This is a genomic window from Cellulosimicrobium sp. JZ28 (genome assembly GCF_015327065.1).
Classification (GTDB): domain Bacteria; phylum Actinomycetota; class Actinomycetes; order Actinomycetales; family Cellulomonadaceae; genus Cellulosimicrobium; species Cellulosimicrobium funkei.
The window spans coordinates 3,724,325-3,739,745 of the sequence record NZ_CP017660.1 but is presented as its reverse complement, the minus strand read 5'-3'; the positions used below and the strand labels follow the sequence as shown (position 1 = coordinate 3,739,745).

General features: G+C 74.3%; 13 protein-coding genes and 1 riboswitch. Of the genes, 5 read left to right on the top strand and 8 right to left on the bottom strand.

Going from position 1 to position 15,421, the window contains the following annotated elements:
• Positions 1-85: 85 nt before the first annotated feature.
• Positions 86-3,409, top strand: a complete 3,324-nt coding sequence (locus BJP59_RS16735; protein ID WP_194521505.1) for a family 16 glycoside hydrolase — start codon at positions 86-88, stop codon at positions 3,407-3,409.
• 271 nt (positions 3,410-3,680) lie between these two features.
• Positions 3,681-5,918 carry an MMPL family transporter gene (locus BJP59_RS16730; protein WP_194521504.1) on the top strand — a complete coding sequence of 746 codons (2,238 nt, stop codon included), beginning with the start codon at positions 3,681-3,683 and terminating at the stop codon, positions 5,916-5,918.
• Here the strand turns inward: BJP59_RS16730 and BJP59_RS16725 are convergent.
• Together BJP59_RS16725 and BJP59_RS16720 are read right to left on the bottom strand one after the other, a co-directional pair.
• Entirely contained in the window at positions 5,902-6,408 is a 507-nt protein-coding gene (locus tag BJP59_RS16725; protein ID WP_021483431.1) for an FBP domain-containing protein, read from the bottom strand. The genes BJP59_RS16730 and BJP59_RS16725 overlap by 17 nt on opposite strands.
• A 479-nt stretch (positions 6,409-6,887) precedes the next feature.
• Positions 6,888-7,268 (bottom strand): VOC family protein, encoded by a 381-nt coding sequence (locus tag BJP59_RS16720; RefSeq protein WP_043655328.1) that lies wholly within the window; start codon positions 7,266-7,268, stop codon positions 6,888-6,890.
• Between the two features lie 269 nt (positions 7,269-7,537).
• Between BJP59_RS16720 and BJP59_RS16715 the strand changes: the two genes are divergently transcribed.
• The gene (locus BJP59_RS16715) at positions 7,538-7,762 is read left to right on the top strand and encodes a hypothetical protein (RefSeq protein WP_194523119.1); all 225 of its coding nucleotides are present in this window, start codon (positions 7,538-7,540) and stop codon (positions 7,760-7,762) included.
• Positions 7,763-7,766: 4 nt separating this feature from the next.
• On the opposite strand, the gene BJP59_RS16710 is transcribed toward BJP59_RS16715, so the two are convergent.
• The gene (locus tag BJP59_RS16710) at positions 7,767-8,165 is read right to left on the bottom strand and encodes a VOC family protein (RefSeq protein ID WP_194521503.1); all 399 of its coding nucleotides are present in this window, start codon (positions 8,163-8,165) and stop codon (positions 7,767-7,769) included.
• A 92-nt stretch (positions 8,166-8,257) separates the two neighbouring features.
• On the opposite strand from BJP59_RS16710, the gene BJP59_RS16705 reads away from it, so the two are divergent.
• Together BJP59_RS16705 and BJP59_RS16700 are read left to right on the top strand one after the other, a co-directional pair.
• Positions 8,258-8,506, top strand: coding sequence for a DUF2630 family protein (locus BJP59_RS16705; protein ID WP_194521502.1), 249 nt, complete (start codon positions 8,258-8,260; stop codon positions 8,504-8,506).
• Between the two features lie 50 nt (positions 8,507-8,556).
• Positions 8,557-8,808, top strand: coding sequence for a hypothetical protein (locus BJP59_RS16700; protein ID WP_021483231.1), 252 nt, complete (start codon positions 8,557-8,559; stop codon positions 8,806-8,808).
• A 56-nt stretch (positions 8,809-8,864) separates the two neighbouring features.
• Here BJP59_RS16700 and metE read toward each other — a convergent pair whose 3' ends face one another.
• The 5 genes from metE to BJP59_RS16675 form a co-directional block, all read right to left on the bottom strand.
• Complete coding sequence (metE, locus tag BJP59_RS16695) at positions 8,865-11,324, bottom strand: 5-methyltetrahydropteroyltriglutamate--homocysteine S-methyltransferase (RefSeq protein ID WP_194521501.1); 2,460 nt, start codon at positions 11,322-11,324, stop codon at positions 8,865-8,867.
• Between the two features lie 32 nt (positions 11,325-11,356).
• Entirely contained in the window at positions 11,357-12,418 is a 1,062-nt protein-coding gene (locus BJP59_RS16690) for a methylenetetrahydrofolate reductase (RefSeq protein ID WP_043655337.1), read from the bottom strand.
• Between the two features lie 5 nt (positions 12,419-12,423).
• Positions 12,424-12,526, bottom strand: a riboswitch (SAM riboswitch).
• An 89-nt stretch (positions 12,527-12,615) separates the two neighbouring features.
• Positions 12,616-14,139 (bottom strand): sodium/solute symporter, encoded by a 1,524-nt coding sequence (locus BJP59_RS16685; protein WP_194521500.1) that lies wholly within the window; start codon positions 14,137-14,139, stop codon positions 12,616-12,618.
• Entirely contained in the window at positions 14,136-14,420 is a 285-nt protein-coding gene (locus BJP59_RS16680; RefSeq protein WP_194521499.1) for a hypothetical protein, read from the bottom strand. Before BJP59_RS16680 ends, BJP59_RS16685 begins: the two co-directional genes overlap by 4 nt.
• A 166-nt stretch (positions 14,421-14,586) precedes the next feature.
• Positions 14,587-15,396 (bottom strand): LytR/AlgR family response regulator transcription factor, encoded by an 810-nt coding sequence (locus BJP59_RS16675; protein WP_442861551.1) that lies wholly within the window; start codon positions 15,394-15,396, stop codon positions 14,587-14,589.
• Between the last annotated feature and the right edge of the window lie 25 nt (positions 15,397-15,421).

Sequence of the window (15,421 nt, the reverse complement as noted above, 5' to 3'; positions counted from 1 at the left end):
GCTAGCCTGTCCAGCGTTGTCATCGACGGGGCCAGGCAGGGGTTACGCTCCGTGGACTCGTAGTCCGACCGAGTAAGGAGCAACGATGCTCGAACGCACCAGCCTGCCGGTGTCCCGCCGGATCAGGTACCGACGCGGCGCGGCCGCCCTCACCCTCGGCGCCCTGGTCGTCGCGGGCTGGGCCGTCCCCGCCGCGGCCGATCTCCCCGAGCAGGAGCCCGGCGTCACGCTGCGGACCTTCCAGCTCGCGCAGAACCCCGGCGGGGTCTGCACCCTGAAGTCCGGGCAGACGCCCAACGTCGACAAGCTCATGCCGACCATCGACTGGTCCACGGCCGAGCAGTTCGGCGCCGAGGACAACTTCATCTCGCAGGTGAGCGCAAACCTGCACGTCCCGGCGGACGGCCAGTACCAGTTCCGCGTGACCAACGACGACGGCGCGCTCGTCTACATCGACGGCCAGCTCGTCCTCGAGAACGACGGCCCCAACGACTCGACCTCCGTCGAGGGCAGCGCGACGCTCACCGCAGGCGTGCACGACCTGCGGGTCGACTACTACGAGGGCAGCGACAAGCAGCGCCTCACGCTCGCGTGGAAGACGCCGGGCAGCTCCTCCTTCCAGGTGATCCCGACCTCGGCGCTCAGCACCGAGGCCGGCGTCGTGCGCGTGACCGCGCCCGGCTACAAGTACTGCGAGGGCGCGACCGACACGGCCGGCGACGGCCTGCGGCTCGACTCCGTCAACCCCAACTACGAGCTCGTCGACCTGCGCCCCGCGGGCTTCGAGCCCAAGGTCTCCGGCCTGGCGTTCACGCCGGACGAGCAGCTCGCCGTCGTGACGACGGGCGAGGTCAGCTCCGGCGGCTGGCGCCCCGACCCGGTGTCCGGTGAGGTCTACTTCCTCGACGGCGTCACCACGGCCGACGGCCCCGAGGACGTCACGGCGACGCTCGTCGCGGACGAGCTGCTCAACCCCATGGGCATCGAGGTCGTCGAGGACTCGATCTTCGTCTCGGAGCGGTACCAGCTCACGCAGCTCACCGACCCCGACGGCGACGGCTTCTACGACACCCACACGAAGATCGCGGAGTGGCCCGACGGCGGCAACTTCCACGAGTTCGCGTTCGGCCTGATCCACGACGAGGACTACTTCTACGTCAACCTCTCCGTGGCCATCAACAACGGCGGCGCGACCACCAACCCGCAGCCCGCGGCCAACCGCGGCACGTCGATCAAGATCGACCGCGAGACGGGCGAGGTGAGCTACGTCGCGGGCGGCCTCCGCACGCCGAACGGCATCGGCTTCGGCCCCGAGGGCGAGATCTTCGCGACGGACAACCAGGGTGCCTGGCTGCCGTCGAACAAGCTCATCCATATCCAGCAGGACAAGTTCTACAACCACTACACGAACCCGGCCGGGCCGTTCGACTCGAACCCCGTCGCCCCGCCGGCCGTGTGGCTGCCGCAGAACGAGATCGCCAACTCCCCGGGCAACCCGATCCTCGTCGAGGACGGCGAGTTCGCGGGCCAGATGCTGCTCGGCGACGTCACGTACGGCGGCATCCAGCGCGCGTTCCTCGAGAAGGTCGACGGCGAGTTCCAGGGTGCGGTCTTCCGCCACACCGCGGGCCTCGAGGTCGGCGTGAACCGCGTCATCTACGGCCCCGACGGCGCGCTCTACGCCGGCGGCACCGGTGAGGGCGGCAACTGGGGCGAGTCCGGCAAGCTCCGGTTCGGCCTCCAGAAGCTCGTCCCCGTCAACGAGGACTCCTTCGACATGAAGGAGATGCGCGTGGTCGAGGGCGGCTTCGAGATCGAGTACACCGACCCGGTCTCCGACGAGGTCGTCGAGAACCTCGCCGACGCGTACCAGATCAAGCAGTGGCGCTACGTGCCGACGCAGCAGTACGGCGGCCCGAAGGTCGACGAGCAGCCGCTCTTCGTCACGGACGCCCAGGTGTCCGAGGACCGCACGACCGTCACGCTGAAGATCGACGGTCTCAAGCCCGGCCACGTCGTCTACGTCCGGTCCCCGCGCCCGTTCGCCTCGGCCGACGGCGCGGAGCTCCTCAGCACCGAGGCCTGGTACACGCTCAACTCGCTGCCCGGCTACGTCGCCCCGGCCGACCGCGGCTGGTACGAGGCGGAGCTGGCCCAGCCCCTCGGCGGCTCGAGCATCGGCTCGGACCACAGCAACTACTCCGGCTCCGGCTTCGCCGCGGGCATGACGAGCGTCGGCTCCGGCCGCACGTTCTCCGTGACCGTCCCCGAGGCGGGCACCTACCCGGTGAACGTGCGCTACGCCAACGGCATCCACCCGTACACCGAGCTGCGGTCCAAGAACGTCTCGCTCCACGTGAACGGCCAGGACCTCGGCCAGTGGAACTTCCCGACCACGGGGAGCTGGAAGGACTGGGGCGTGCAGACGCGCGACCTCGAGCTCCAGGCGGGCACGAACACCATCACGCTCGCGTACGAGACGGGCGACCAGGGCAACATCAACATCGACGTGCTCTCGATCGGCGAGAACCCGGACATCTGCACCCCGGGCGAGGTCGAGGACGGCTACACCGCCCTCTTCGACGGCACCCTCGCGAGCCTCCAGGCGGGCTGGCGCATGGCCGGTCCGGGTGGCTTCGGCCGCCAGGAGGACTGCTCGATCCAGGGCGCGGGCGGCATGGGCCTGCTCTGGTTCAACCAGGAGCTCGGGGACAGCTACAGCCTGAAGCTCGACTGGAAGCTCCTCAAGGACGACAACGGCGGCGTGTTCGTCGGGTTCCCGAACCCGGGCGACGACCCGTGGGTGGCCGTCAACAAGGGCTACGAGATCCAGATCGACGCGACGGACGCCGCCGACCGCACCACGGGTGCCATCTACACGTTCCAGGGTGCCGACGCCGCGGCCGTCGAGGCCTCGCTCAAGCCGGTCGGCCAGTGGAACGCGTACGACATCCGGGTGGAGGGTGACCGCATCCGGGTCTACCTCAACGACGTGCTGGTCAACGACTTCACGAGCACCGACCCGGCCCGCCTGGTCAACAGCTTCGTGGGGATCCAGAACCACGGCAACGGCGAGATGGTCAACTACCGGAACATCCGGTTCAAGGAGCTGACCGACGAGCCCGTCGAGGAGCTCGCGATCTCGACGACGGTCCAGACCCGCTGCCTCGCGGGCAAGGTCTACGTCGCGGTCCGTGCCACGAACGACGACACGGTGCCGGCGGACGTCACGCTCACGACGCCGTTCGGGACGAAGACGGTGACCGGCGTCCAGCCGGGTGCCTCCGCGTACCAGTCGTTCGCGACGCGTGCCACGTCGGTCGAGGCCGGGGTCGCGCAGGTCTCCGCGACCGGTGACGGCCGGACGTTCGAGGCGGACGCCGCCTACGAGGCCGTCAGCTGCGGCTGAGCCGATGACCCGGGGCGGGCGGCGTGAGCCGTCCGCCCCGGGTCGCACCGGGCGGGGGCGGCGGCACGAGCCGCCCCCGCCCGACCCGTCTCGTCCGGCGCCCGGCAGGGCGTCCCCGCAGGGCGGAGCGCGGTCCGACGGCGCTCCCACCCTCGCGTAGGGTGCTCACGTCCGCGCGCTGCCGCACGGACGCACCGCACGAACGTCGTGGGCGAGCCGGCCGAGGCCGACCCCACGACTCCCCGACGAGTTCCCGACGAGGGGAGCCCCCATGACGCTCGGACGCCTCCTGCACCGGACCGGACGGTTCGCCGCCCGCCGCCGGGGCGTGGTCCTCGTCGTCTGGGCCGTCCTCCTCGTCGCGGGCGCCGTGCTCGGCGGGGCGGTCTTCGACAAGACCTCCGACGTCGACCCCGCCCCGCCGGGCAGCGCGTCCGCCCTCGCGGCGGAACGCCTCGAGGAGCTCGCCCCCGAGGGGGAGACCGTCGTCGCGGTGCTGTCCGGCCGCGACCACTTCTCCGCCGACCTCATCGCTCAGGCGAGCGAGGTCATGCACGGCATCCGCGCGATGCCCGGCGTCGTGGAGCTCTCCGACGCCTACACCGGCGGCGGGCTCATCGCCGACGACGCGCAGGGCTCGCTCGTCGTCGTCGAGCTCGACCCCGCGCTGTCCGACGACGAGGCGCTCGCCCTCGCGCACCGCGTCGCCGACGCGCTGCACACCGTCGACACCCCCGAGGTGCTCGTGGGCGGTGCGCTGCTCGCGGAGGAGGCGTTCGTCGAGCAGGCGATCACCGACGCCGCGGTGGGCGAGGGGATCGCGATCGCGGTGCTCCTCGTCGTGCTCGTCGTCGTCCTCGGCGGCCTGCGGGCCGGCCTGGTCCCGCTGCTCTCCGCGCTCGCCGCGATCGCGGTCGCGCTGCTCGTGCTCAGCGGGCTGCTCGGCGTGGTGCCCGTCAACGAGTTCGCCGTGAACGTCGTGACGCTGCTCGGTCTCGGCCTCACGGTCGACTACTCGCTGCTCGTGCTCGCGCGCTTCCGCGAGGAGCGCGCCGCGTCCCCGGGCCTCCCGCTCGACGAGCTCGTCGGGCGCACGCTCGCGACCGCCGGCCGCGCCGTGCTCGCCTCCGGCCTCGCGGTCGCCATCTCGCTCGCCGGGCTCCTCCTGCTCGGTGACTCCCTGCTCTCCGGCATGGCGGTGGGCGGGGCGATCGTCGTGCTCGTCGCGACCGTCGCCGGGCTCACGCTCGTCCCAGCGCTCGTCGCGACGTGGCACCGCGCGATCCCCGCGCCGGGCGCGCGCACGTGGTCCCACCCGTGGACGGGCCGCGGCGGCGCCGGCACGCTGGGCCGGCTCGCGCGCACCGCGCAGCGCCACGCCGTGCTCGTCACGCTCGGCGCGACGGCGCTCCTGCTCGCCCTCGCGGCGCCCCTCGGCTCGCTCACGCTCGGCAGCTCGGAGGTCCGCTCGCTGCCCGCCGACGCCGAGGCGCGCCTCGCCGCTGACGCCACCACCTCCCGCTTCGCCGACCTCGGCGTCGCGCCCGTCACCGTGCTCGTGGAGGGCCCGGTCGACGACCCGGCGGTGCCCGAGCTGCTCGACCGGGCCGCCGCCCTGCCCGGCGTCGAGGACGCCATGCAGGACACCGGCTACCCGCCCGAGGTCACCGTCGTCGACCTCACGCCCGACGTCGGCCCGGGCGGCGACGCGACGGCCCAGGAGGCGCAGGACCTCGTGCACGCCGTGCGCGCCCTCGACACCGACCTGGAGGTGCGGGTCGCCGGACCGGCCGCCGAGGTCGTCGACACCCAGGAGCACCTCGCGCAGCGGCTCCCGCTCGCCGCCGGGGTCGTGGTGCTCGCGACCTTCGTGCTGCTCTTCCTGCTCACCGGCTCGCTCGTGGTGCCGCTCAAGGCCCTCGTGCTCAACCTCCTCACGCTCGCGGCGACGCTCGGCGTCCTCGTCTCCGTGTTCCAGCACGGCGTCGGCGCCTCGCTCCTCGGGTTCGAGCCGTGGGGTGCGCTCGACGTCACCACGCCCCTGCTCGTCGGCATGCTCGTGTTCGGCCTCTCCACCGACTACGAGGTGTTCCTCCTGTCTCGCACCGCGGAGGAGTGGCGCGCCCGCGCGCCCGGCGAGGACCCGCGCGTCGCGAACGACCGGGCCGTGCTCCGCGGCATCACCGCGTCCGGCCCGGTCGTCACGACGGCGGCCGTCGCCATCGGCATCGTGTTCCTCGGCTTCGCGGCGGGCGAGCTCGTCGCGATGAAGGAGGTCGGCGTCGGCATGGCCGTCGCCGTGCTCCTCGACGTCACCGTCGTGCGCGGGCTGCTGCTGCCCGCGACGATGACGCTCCTGGGCCGGTGGAACTGGTGGCCCTCCTGGCGCGGGGGAGAACCCGGGTCCGCCGACGTAGAGCCCGGGTCCGCCGAGGGAGACCCCGGGTCCGCCGAGGTAGAGCCTGGGTCCGCCGAGGTAGAGCCGCGGTCGGTCACACGTCGCGCATGACCTCGGTGACGAAGCGCGCGGAGCGCTCGCGGAGGCCGTCGACGCGGAGCTCGACGAACAGCTCGCGCATCGACTCGTCGTCGCCCATCTCGGTGCGGGTGGGCGCCCGGCGGACGTTCTGCGAGCAGAGGAACTGCGTGCAGATGAGGGTGCCGACGGTGTTGCCGCGGCGCCCGGCGGCCCCGGCGCGGCGCGCCACGTAGAGGCTGACGTCGTCCGTCACGACGACGTCCTCGCACCACGCGCACACCGCGCGCTTGCGCCGTCCGCCCGTCTTGGCGTCGGTCGAGCGCAGCAGGACGCCGCGCGGCTCGTCGTCGACCTCCACGACGGCGTACGCGAGGAGCGGGGCCTTGCGGTCGCGCCACCCGAGGTAGTCGAGGCGGTCCCAGTCGAGCGTGTCGAGGTCGGGGAGGGTCGCCTGCGCGGCCTCACGCTTGGACGCGTTGACGAACGACGCGCGGATCTGCTTCTCGGTCAGGGGGTTCATGGGTTCGCTGCTTCCGTGTCAGGACGGTCCGCGGCCCGGCGGGCGTGCACGACGACGCGTGCTCGCCCGGGCGCACGACGGCGCCGCCGGGGGCGGGGAGGACGGCGTGCCCGCAGCCGTCGCGTCATGACCGGCGCGGCCGCGCGACGACGGGGTCGTCGGACGGCGGTGCGCCCCGGAGCGCGGCGGGCGTCGGCTCGCGGCCCGGTGGTCTCAGCGGGTGACGGTGCGGGGAGAGGGGGCGCCCGAGCAGGCCGCCATGGCCACCTCGCAGCCTGCGGTGCCGTGCATCCGCGTCTCCTCGTCCCGTGCGGCGCGCCGTCGGCGCGATCCTGAACCGTGGTCGTGCCCGTCCGGCACGACCGACGGCTGCCCACGGCAACCGTCACCCTCGATGGTGCGCCTCGGCCCCTGCCGTCGTCAACGTGATTGTCGCCCGGGTCGCCGCGCACCTCCGGCGCGACGGCCGACGCCGTCCCTCAGGACGTCGCCCAGACGCCCAGCTCGTTGCCGCTCGGGTCGAGGAAGTGGAACCGACGGCCGCCGGGGAACTCGTACGGGCCCTCGACCACCTCGCCGCCCGCGTCCCGCACGGCGGCGAGCGTCGCGTCGAGGTCCTCGGAGAACAGCAGGACGAACGGACCGCCGCGGGTCACGTCGCCCGACTCGGCCAGACGCAGACCGCCGGCCTCGTCCGCGCCGGACTCTGCCGCCGTGCGGATGCCGGCGTACCCGGGGCCGTAGGGGACGAACTCCCAGCCGAAGGCCGCGCCGTAGAACGCCTGCGCGGCGGCGAGGTCGGTCACGGGGAGCTCGACGTAGTCGATCGAGTGGTGGATGCCGTGCGCATGGGTGCTCATGCACCCATCGTGACGTGGGCCACCCACGGTCGACGCGCGGGCACCCACCGGAACCACCGCGGCGGGCGCTTCCCCGGTGACCTTCGGCCCCACCCGGGTGACGAAGTGCCGGACCCGGCGAGCGGGTCGCCCGGCCAGACTCGGAGGTTCCGCCGTCCACCGTCCGGGAGGAACTCCGTGCCCGTCGCCCTGCCGTCCCCGTCCGAGACCGCCGCACCCGCCGGGGAGCGGCTGGTGTCCGTGGAGGTGGTGGTGCCGTCCGGGGTGTTCTGGGCGGGGAGGCGCGGAGCGTGACGGTCCCCGCGGCGTCGGGCACGCTGGGCATCCTGCCGCGGCACCAGCCGGTCGCGGCGTCGCTCACGGCGGGCCGGGTGCGTCTGCGCACCCCGGACCGCCCGACGGCCGAGCTGCGGATCGGGGGCGGGTTCGTCGTCGTCGACCAGGACGAGGTGACGATCCTCGCCGACGACGCGACGTGGGTGCGGGCTCGCTAGCCCGCTACGCGGGGTCGGTCGTCGTCCCGAGCTGCACGACGACGACCCGGTGCCCGTCGGGGTCGTGGACGTGCGCGAACCGGTCGCCGGTGTCGGCGTCGGCGTCGGGCCCGACGAACGGCTCGACCCCGGCCGCGGCGAGGCGCGCGAGGGTCGCGTCGAGGTCGTCGACGTAGAGCACGAGGTTGGGCAGGCCGTGCCGCACGAGCGGGGCGCCGCCCGCGGGGAGCGGCACGAGCCACAGGCCGGGCTCGTCGACGCGTCCGGGGCCGACGTGGAGCAGCGGGAACCCCTCCGTCTCCCCCTGGAACAACGTGCGGAAGCCGAACCCGTCGGCCCAGAACGCGGCGCTCGCGTCGAGGTCGCGGCAGAGCAGGACCGTGCGCCCGATCGTCGTCGTCATGCGACGAGCCTAGGGCGCACCGCCGACGCCCCGCCCGCGTGGGGCCCGGCCTCCCGGGGCGCGCCCGCGCCGTCGGGCATACCGTGGACGGCATGACGACCGACGGCGGCATCCGCAGCACGATCAGCGAGCTCGTGGCGCAGGAGCACCGGCTCCGGGAGCAGCTCGCCCGGGGCGAGATCTCGGGCCCGCAGGAGCAGGAGCGGCTCCGCGCGATCGAGGTCGAGCTCGACCAGTGCTGGGACCTGCTGCGCCAGCGCGGCGCCGCGCGCGAGTTCGGCGGCGACCCCGATGCGGCGGCGGTGCGAGACCCCGGTACGGTGGAGAACTACCTGGACTGATCGCCGACGGCGACGTCCGGCTCCCGTTCCGACCTCAGAAGGAGAACCCCATGACCACGTCCAGCGAGCAGGCGGCGCACAGCCCCCTCCCCACCGGGACCGAAGGGCGCGACATCCCCGGTCACGCGGGCGCGGTCGCACGGTTCGTCGTGGCGTTCGCGCTGTTCGTGGGCGGGCTCGTGCTCATGGGGTCGGGCATGTCCGGCGTCGACGGCGGTGTGTGGCTCTTCGTGGGCGGCCTCGCGGCGGCGACGCTCGCCTTCGCCCTCCCGATGGCGGGCACGGGCACGACCGAGCGCTGACACCCTCGACACGGAGGCCGGGTCCTGACGGGACCCGGCCTCCGGCGTCTCCGGGGTCAGCCGAGCGTGGCCCGGACGGCCTTCGCCGCGGTGACGAGGTGCTCGAGCGACGGCACGGTCTCCTCGTAGCGGCGGGTCTTCAGGCCGCAGTCGGGGTTGACCCAGACGACGCGCGGGTCGATCGACTTCACGGCGAGCTCCAGCAGCTCGGTGACCTCCTCCGTCGAGGGCACGCGCGGGCTGTGGATGTCGTAGACGCCCGGCCCGATGCCGCGCGAGTACCCGGCGTCGCGCAGCTCCGGCACGATCTCCATGCGCGAGCGCGCCGCCTCGACCGACGTCACGTCGGCGTCGAGGCCGTCGATCGCGCCGATGACCTCGCCGAACTCCGAGTAGCACAGGTGCGTGTGGATCTGCGTCGCCGCCTCCACGCCCGACGTCGCGAGCCGGAACGACCCGACGGACCAGTCGAGGTACGCCGGCTGGTCCGCGCGGCGCAGCGGCAGGAGCTCGCGCAGCGCGGGCTCGTCGACCTGGACGATCCCGATGCCGGCGGCCTCGAGGTCCGCGATCTCGTCGCGCAGCGCGAGGCCCACCTGGTTCGCCGTGTCGCCGAGAGGCTGGTCGTCGCGCACGAACGACCACGCGAGGATCGTCACGGGCCCGGTGAGCATGCCCTTGACGGGCTTCTCGGTGAGCGACGCCGTGTACGCGGACCACTCGACCGTGATCGGCGCGGGCCGCGTCACGTCGCCCCACAGGATCGGCGGGCGCACGCAGCGCGACCCGTACGACTGCACCCAGCCGTTCGCCGTGACCGCGAACCCGTCGAGGTGCTCCGCGAAGTACTGCACCATGTCATTGCGCTCGGGCTCGCCGTGCACGAGGACGTCGAGGCCCAGCTCCTCCTGGATCGCGACGACGCGCGCGATCTCCTCACGCATCGCGGTCGTGTAGTCCGCGTCCGACAGCTCGCCCTTCGTCCACAGCGCGCGGGCGCGGCGGATCTCCGGCGTCTGCGGGAACGAGCCGATCGTCGTCGTGGGCAGCGGCGGCAGGTTCAGGCGCTCCTGCTGCGCGGCCGCACGCTCGGCGTAGTCACCGCGCGCGAAGTCCGCGTCGGTCAGCGCGGCCGCACGCTCGCGCACCGCGGGCACGACGACGCCGCTCGCCTCCGCGCGCGACGCCACCGCCGCGCGGGACGCCTCGATCTCCGCCGCGACGGCGTCGCGACCCTCCGTGAGCGCGCGGGCGAGCGTCGCGACCTCGCCGACCTTCTGGTCCGCGAACGCGAGCCAGTCGCGCAGGCGCGGGTCGAGCGTCGTGCCCGACGCCGTGCCGGGCTCGGCGAACGTCTCGTCCTCGACGTCGTGCGGCACGTGCAGCAGCGATGTCGACGTGCCGACGGCGACCGCGCCCGCGCCCAGGGCCCGGACGGTGTCGACGACGTCGAGCTTCGCCGCGAGGTCGGCGCGCCACACGTTGTGCCCGTCGATCACGCCCGCGACGAGCGTCTTGCCCGCGAGGCCGGGGACGGCGCCGTCGGCCGCCGCCGGGACGGCGCCCTTGACGAGGTCGATCGCGACGGCGTCCACGTCCGTGCCGGCGAGCAGCGCGAGGCCGTCGCGGGCCGCGGCGCCGTCGTGCTCGGCGGCGGCCTGGAGGCCGCCGAACGGCGCGGCGACGAGGATCGCGGGACGCGCCTGCGCGGCGTCCTCGGCGCCGACGGAGAGCTCCGTCGCGAGCGTGCGGTACGCGGACTCCACGGCGGCGGCCAGGTCGGCGAACGGCACGTCGACCGAGTCGGTGACGAGGATCGGCTCGTCGAGCTGGACCCAGGGCGCCCCCGCGGCGGCGAGCGCGCGCAGCAGGTCGGCGTAGGCGGCGACGACGTCGTCCAGGCGGTCGAGCGGCGAGTACCCCGCGGGCGCGTCGTCGGCGGCCTTGGACAGCGCGAGGAACGTCACGGGCCCGACGACGACGGGCCGCGTCACGACGCCGGCCTCCTTCGCCTCGACGAACTCGCGCACGACGCGGTCGTCGACGAAGCGGATCGGGGTGTCCGGGCCGATCTCGGGGACCAGGTAGTGGTAGTTGGTGTCGAACCACTTGGTCATCTCGAGCGGGGCGTCGTCCCCCTGGCCGCGCGCCACGGTGAAGTAGCCCGCGAGGTCGAGGCGGCCCGCGTCGTCGGGCCCGGTGCCGAGGAGCGACGCGAACCGCGACGGGACCGCCCCGAGGGAGGCGGTGACGTCGAGCACCTGGTCGTAGAAGGAGAACGAGCCGGGGACCGAGGCGTCGTCGGCGCCGAGGCCGAGGTCGACGAGCCGGCGGACGGCCGCGAGGCGCAGCTCGCGGGCCGTGGCCTCGAGCTCGTCGGCCGACGTCTTGCCGGCCCAGAACGCCTCGACGGCCTTCTTGAGCTCGCGGCGGCGCCCGATGCGCGGGTAGCCGAGCACGGTGCCGGCGGGGAAACCGACCGGGTTCTGGGTAGGGGAGGGTACGGAAGTGGCCATGATCGAAACCTCTTGCTGGTCCGGAGGACCGGTCAGACGGGCGCGCCGTGCGTGGCGGCGCTCGTCGTGGGCAGGGAGGTGCCGGTGACCCACGGCCCGCTGGCCAGGTCCGGGACGAGCGGGGCGGCGGCGGCGCTGGCGCCGCCCCCGGTCCCGACCGACCCGCCGCCGAGGTGGACACCCTCGAGCAGGTCAAGAGCGGCGCGGTGCTTGTTGAACGTGTACACGTGCAGACCGGGCGTGCCCGCGTCGAGGACGCGCTGCGCGAGGTCGACCGAGTACGCGATCCCGTAGGCGTGCTGCGCCTCCGGGTCGGGCAGGGCGTCGAGCGCGTCCAGCAGGTGCTGGGGCGCGCGCACGCCCGTGAGCTCCTCGACGCGACGGAGCCGCGCGGGCTCCGTCGTGGGCAGCAGCCCGGCGAGGATGGGGATCGTCACGCCGGCCGCGCGGGCCTCGGCGACGAAGTCGGTGTACGACGACGCGTCGTAGAAGAGCTGCGTGATCGCGAAACTCGCGCCGGCCTGCTGCTTCTGCCAGAGGCGTCGCACCTCCTGGGTGCGCGTCGTGCCGGCGGCGGGGTTGCCGTCGCAGAACGTCGCGACGGCGATCGTCAGCGGCCGGGCCGCGCCGCGCAGCGCGACGGCCGGGTCGGACGCGCAGCGCGACGCCTCGACCTCACGCAGCAGGGCGACGAGCTCGGTCGACGACCGGACGCCGTCCGGCGCGGGCTGCCAGTCCGGCTGGTCGCGCGGCGGGTCGCCCCGCAGGGCGAGGAAGCTCCGCACGCCCTCGTCGAGGAAGTCGGTGATGACCGACTCCACGTCCTCGCGCGACGCCCCGACGCACGTGAGGTGCGCGATCGGCAGCACGGGCGTGCCCTGGAGCAGGCGTCCGACGACCTGGCGCGCGGTCGCGCGGTCGGTGCCCGCGGCGCCGTACGTCACGGACACGAAGTCGGGGTGCGTCGCGACGAGACGGCGTGCCGTCTCCCAGAACTTCGGGGCCGCGTCCGGTCGGCGCGGGGGCATGAGCTCGAACGACACCGTCGGCCGCGGACGGCCCGGACGGTGCGCGAAGGATGCCTCTGAGGTCATGCGTCACTCCATCGACCCTGGCGTTAGCACCTTTGTCCTCGGGAGGCTTCCGTCGGCGGGTTGCTGCGGTGTCGTCGAGCCAGGACTCTCGACCGCTCTGGATGGTTGCCACGATCCTACGACCCATCCGACATGCGGTCGAGAGCGCCCGCCAGGTGAGATGCGGAGGGTCGTCGGAGCTCCCGGTGCGACGAGTCTCAGGCTCGACGGCGCTCGGGCACGTGCAGACGGCGGAGGAACCGGTCGGTGCGCAGCGGCGGGCCGCGCCGGTCGAGGAGCGACACGACGACGACGGTCGCCGTCGCGAGCGGGATGGTCCAGGCGGCGGGCTGGGCGAGCAGGGCGCGCACGACGCCGGGGACGCCGTCGGCCGTGCTGCCGGACGGGCTCCCGTACCCCGCGGCGACGAGCGCGGACGACGCGAGCAGCGCCGTCGCGCACAGGACGGCGCCCACGACCATGCCCGCCACCGCGCCGCGCGCGGTGAGGCCGCGCCACCACACGCCGAGCAGGATCACCGGGGACAGGGCCGACGCGGCGAAGACGAACACCGTCCCGACGCTTGTCACGAGGCCCTGCGGGATGGTGACGAGCGCGAACGCGAGCGGGATGAGCGTGCACGCGACCGCCGACCAGCGGAAGGACCGCACGGTGCCGCCGAACAGGTCCTGGCTCACGACGCCCGCCAGCGCCACCACGAGCCCCGACGACGTCCCGAGGAATGCCGCGAACGCCCCGGCGACGACGAGCGCGGCGAGCAGCTCGCCGCCGAGCCCGGGCACGAGGCGGGTCGGCAGCGTGAGGACGACCGTGTCCGCGACCCCGGGCGCCGCGAGGTCGGGCGCGACGACCCGCGCCACGAGCCCGAGCGTGCTCGACACCATGTAGAACACGCTGATCATGACGAGCACGACGACGGTCGTGCGGCGGGCCGAGCCGCCGTCGGGCGAGGTGTAGAAGCGCACGAGGACGTGCGGCAGGCCGGTCGTGCCGAGCAGGAGGGCGAGCAGGAGCGAGACGGTCGCGTACGCGTCGAGGCCGCCCGGCCCGGCCTCGTGGGGGAACACGGCGCCGGGGTCGAACGTGACGACGGCGCCGCCGGGCTCGAACGCCCCGCCGAGCGCCATGAGCACGAAGACGAGCGGCACCGCGAGCGCGGTGAGCTTGACCCAGAACTGGAACGCCTGGACGAACGTGATGGAGCGCATCCCGCCCGCGGCGACGACGGCGCTCACCACGACCGCGATCCCCACCGAGCCGACCCACGGCGGCACCGCGGCCACGCTCGTGATGACGAGCGCCGCCCCGTGGAGCTGCGGCACCACGTAGAGCCACCCGATGACCAGCACGAGCACGCTCGTCACGCGGCGCGCGACCACGGAGTCGAGCCGGGCGTGCACGAAGTCGGGGATCGTGTACGCGCCGCTGCGCCGCAGGGGGCCCGCGACGAACAGCAGGACGAGCAGGTAGCCCGCCGCGTACCCCACGGGGAACCAGAACGCCTCCGCGCCGGACAGCAGCACGAGACCCGAGAGCCCGAGGAACGTGCCCGCGGACAGGTACTCGCCGCTGATCGCCGACGCGTTCCAGACCGGCCGCACGGTGCGCGACGCGACGAAGAAGTCGCTCGTGGTGCGCGAGATCCGCAGGCCGTAGAACCCGATGAGCCCGGTCGCGAGCAGGAGCAGCGCGATCGCGACGAGGGGCAGCGCGCTGGTCACGGCGCACCGCCGTCGTCGGGGCCGGGCTCGTCGGGCCCGCCCGCGCCCTCGGCGAGCGCGCGGTACCGGCGCTCGTTGCGCGCCGCCGCGACCGCGAACACGACCGCGAACGCGACGATCACCGGGTAGAACCCGTACGCGTGCACGAGCCACGGCAGCGGCACGCCGAGCAGCACGACGTCGTCCAGCGCGGGCACGCCGCTCATCGTCACCGTGAGCAGCGTGACGACTGCGAGGAACGACGCCACGCACGCCAGCCCGAGCCGGAGCTGGGCCCGCACGAGCCCGCGCGTGTAGGCGGTCGCGGCGTCGTCCGGCTCGCCGGTCCGCGCCGTGCCCGACGGCGCCCCGCCCCCGGGCCGGCACCCTCGCCGCGGCCGGCGCGCGCCGCGGGGAGGTCGGTGGACCGGACGCGCACGCGCGCGTCACGACGCGGGTCGGTGCCTGTCACGGCGCGCCCCGGTGCGGCCCGAGGAGCGCCTCACGGACCCCGGGCACCATGCGGCGGCTCACCGGGACCTCGTGCCCGGCGACGACGAGCGCGGGCTGCGCCCCGCCGAACCGCGCCGCGGTCACGGCCGCGCGGTCCACGAGGTACGACCGGTGCACGCGCAGGAACCCCGCGGGCGCCCACCGCTCCTCGAGGTCGGAGAGCGGCTCGCGCACGAGGAACTGCTCGGTGTCCGTCACGAGCCGGGAGTAGTCGCCCTGCGCCTGCACCCACCGCACCGCGCTGCGCCGGACGAGCCGCGTCGTCGTGCCGACCGTCACGACGAGCGTCTCGTCGGCCGGGGCCGCACCGCCCGCCGGGTCGCCGGCCGCCGGCGGGGGAGCGGCGGCGCTCGCGGGCGGTGCTGCCGCGTCGGTCGCGGGGGCGCGCCCCACCGCGGTGCGCTCCGCGACCCGTTCGACGACGCGGTCGACGGCGCGCGTGAGCCGCTCGCGCCGCACGGGCTTGAGCACGTAGTCGACGGCCTCGACGTCGAACGCCTCCAGCGCGCGCGCCTCGTCGGCGGTGACGAACACGACCGCCGGGCGGTCGGCGAACCGCGAGAGCGCGCGGGCGAGGTCGAGGCCGGTCAGCCCCGGCATGTGGATGTCGAGGAACGCCGCGTCCACCGTGCGCGACGAGAGCTCGCGCAGCGCCTCGGAGCCGCTCGCGACCCCGCGCACGGTGCGCACGCGCGGGTCCCGGCGGAGCAGGGCCACGAGCTCGTCGAGCACGGGACGCTCGTCGTCGGCGACGAGCACGTCCAGCCCGACGGCGTCGCCCGCCCCGCCG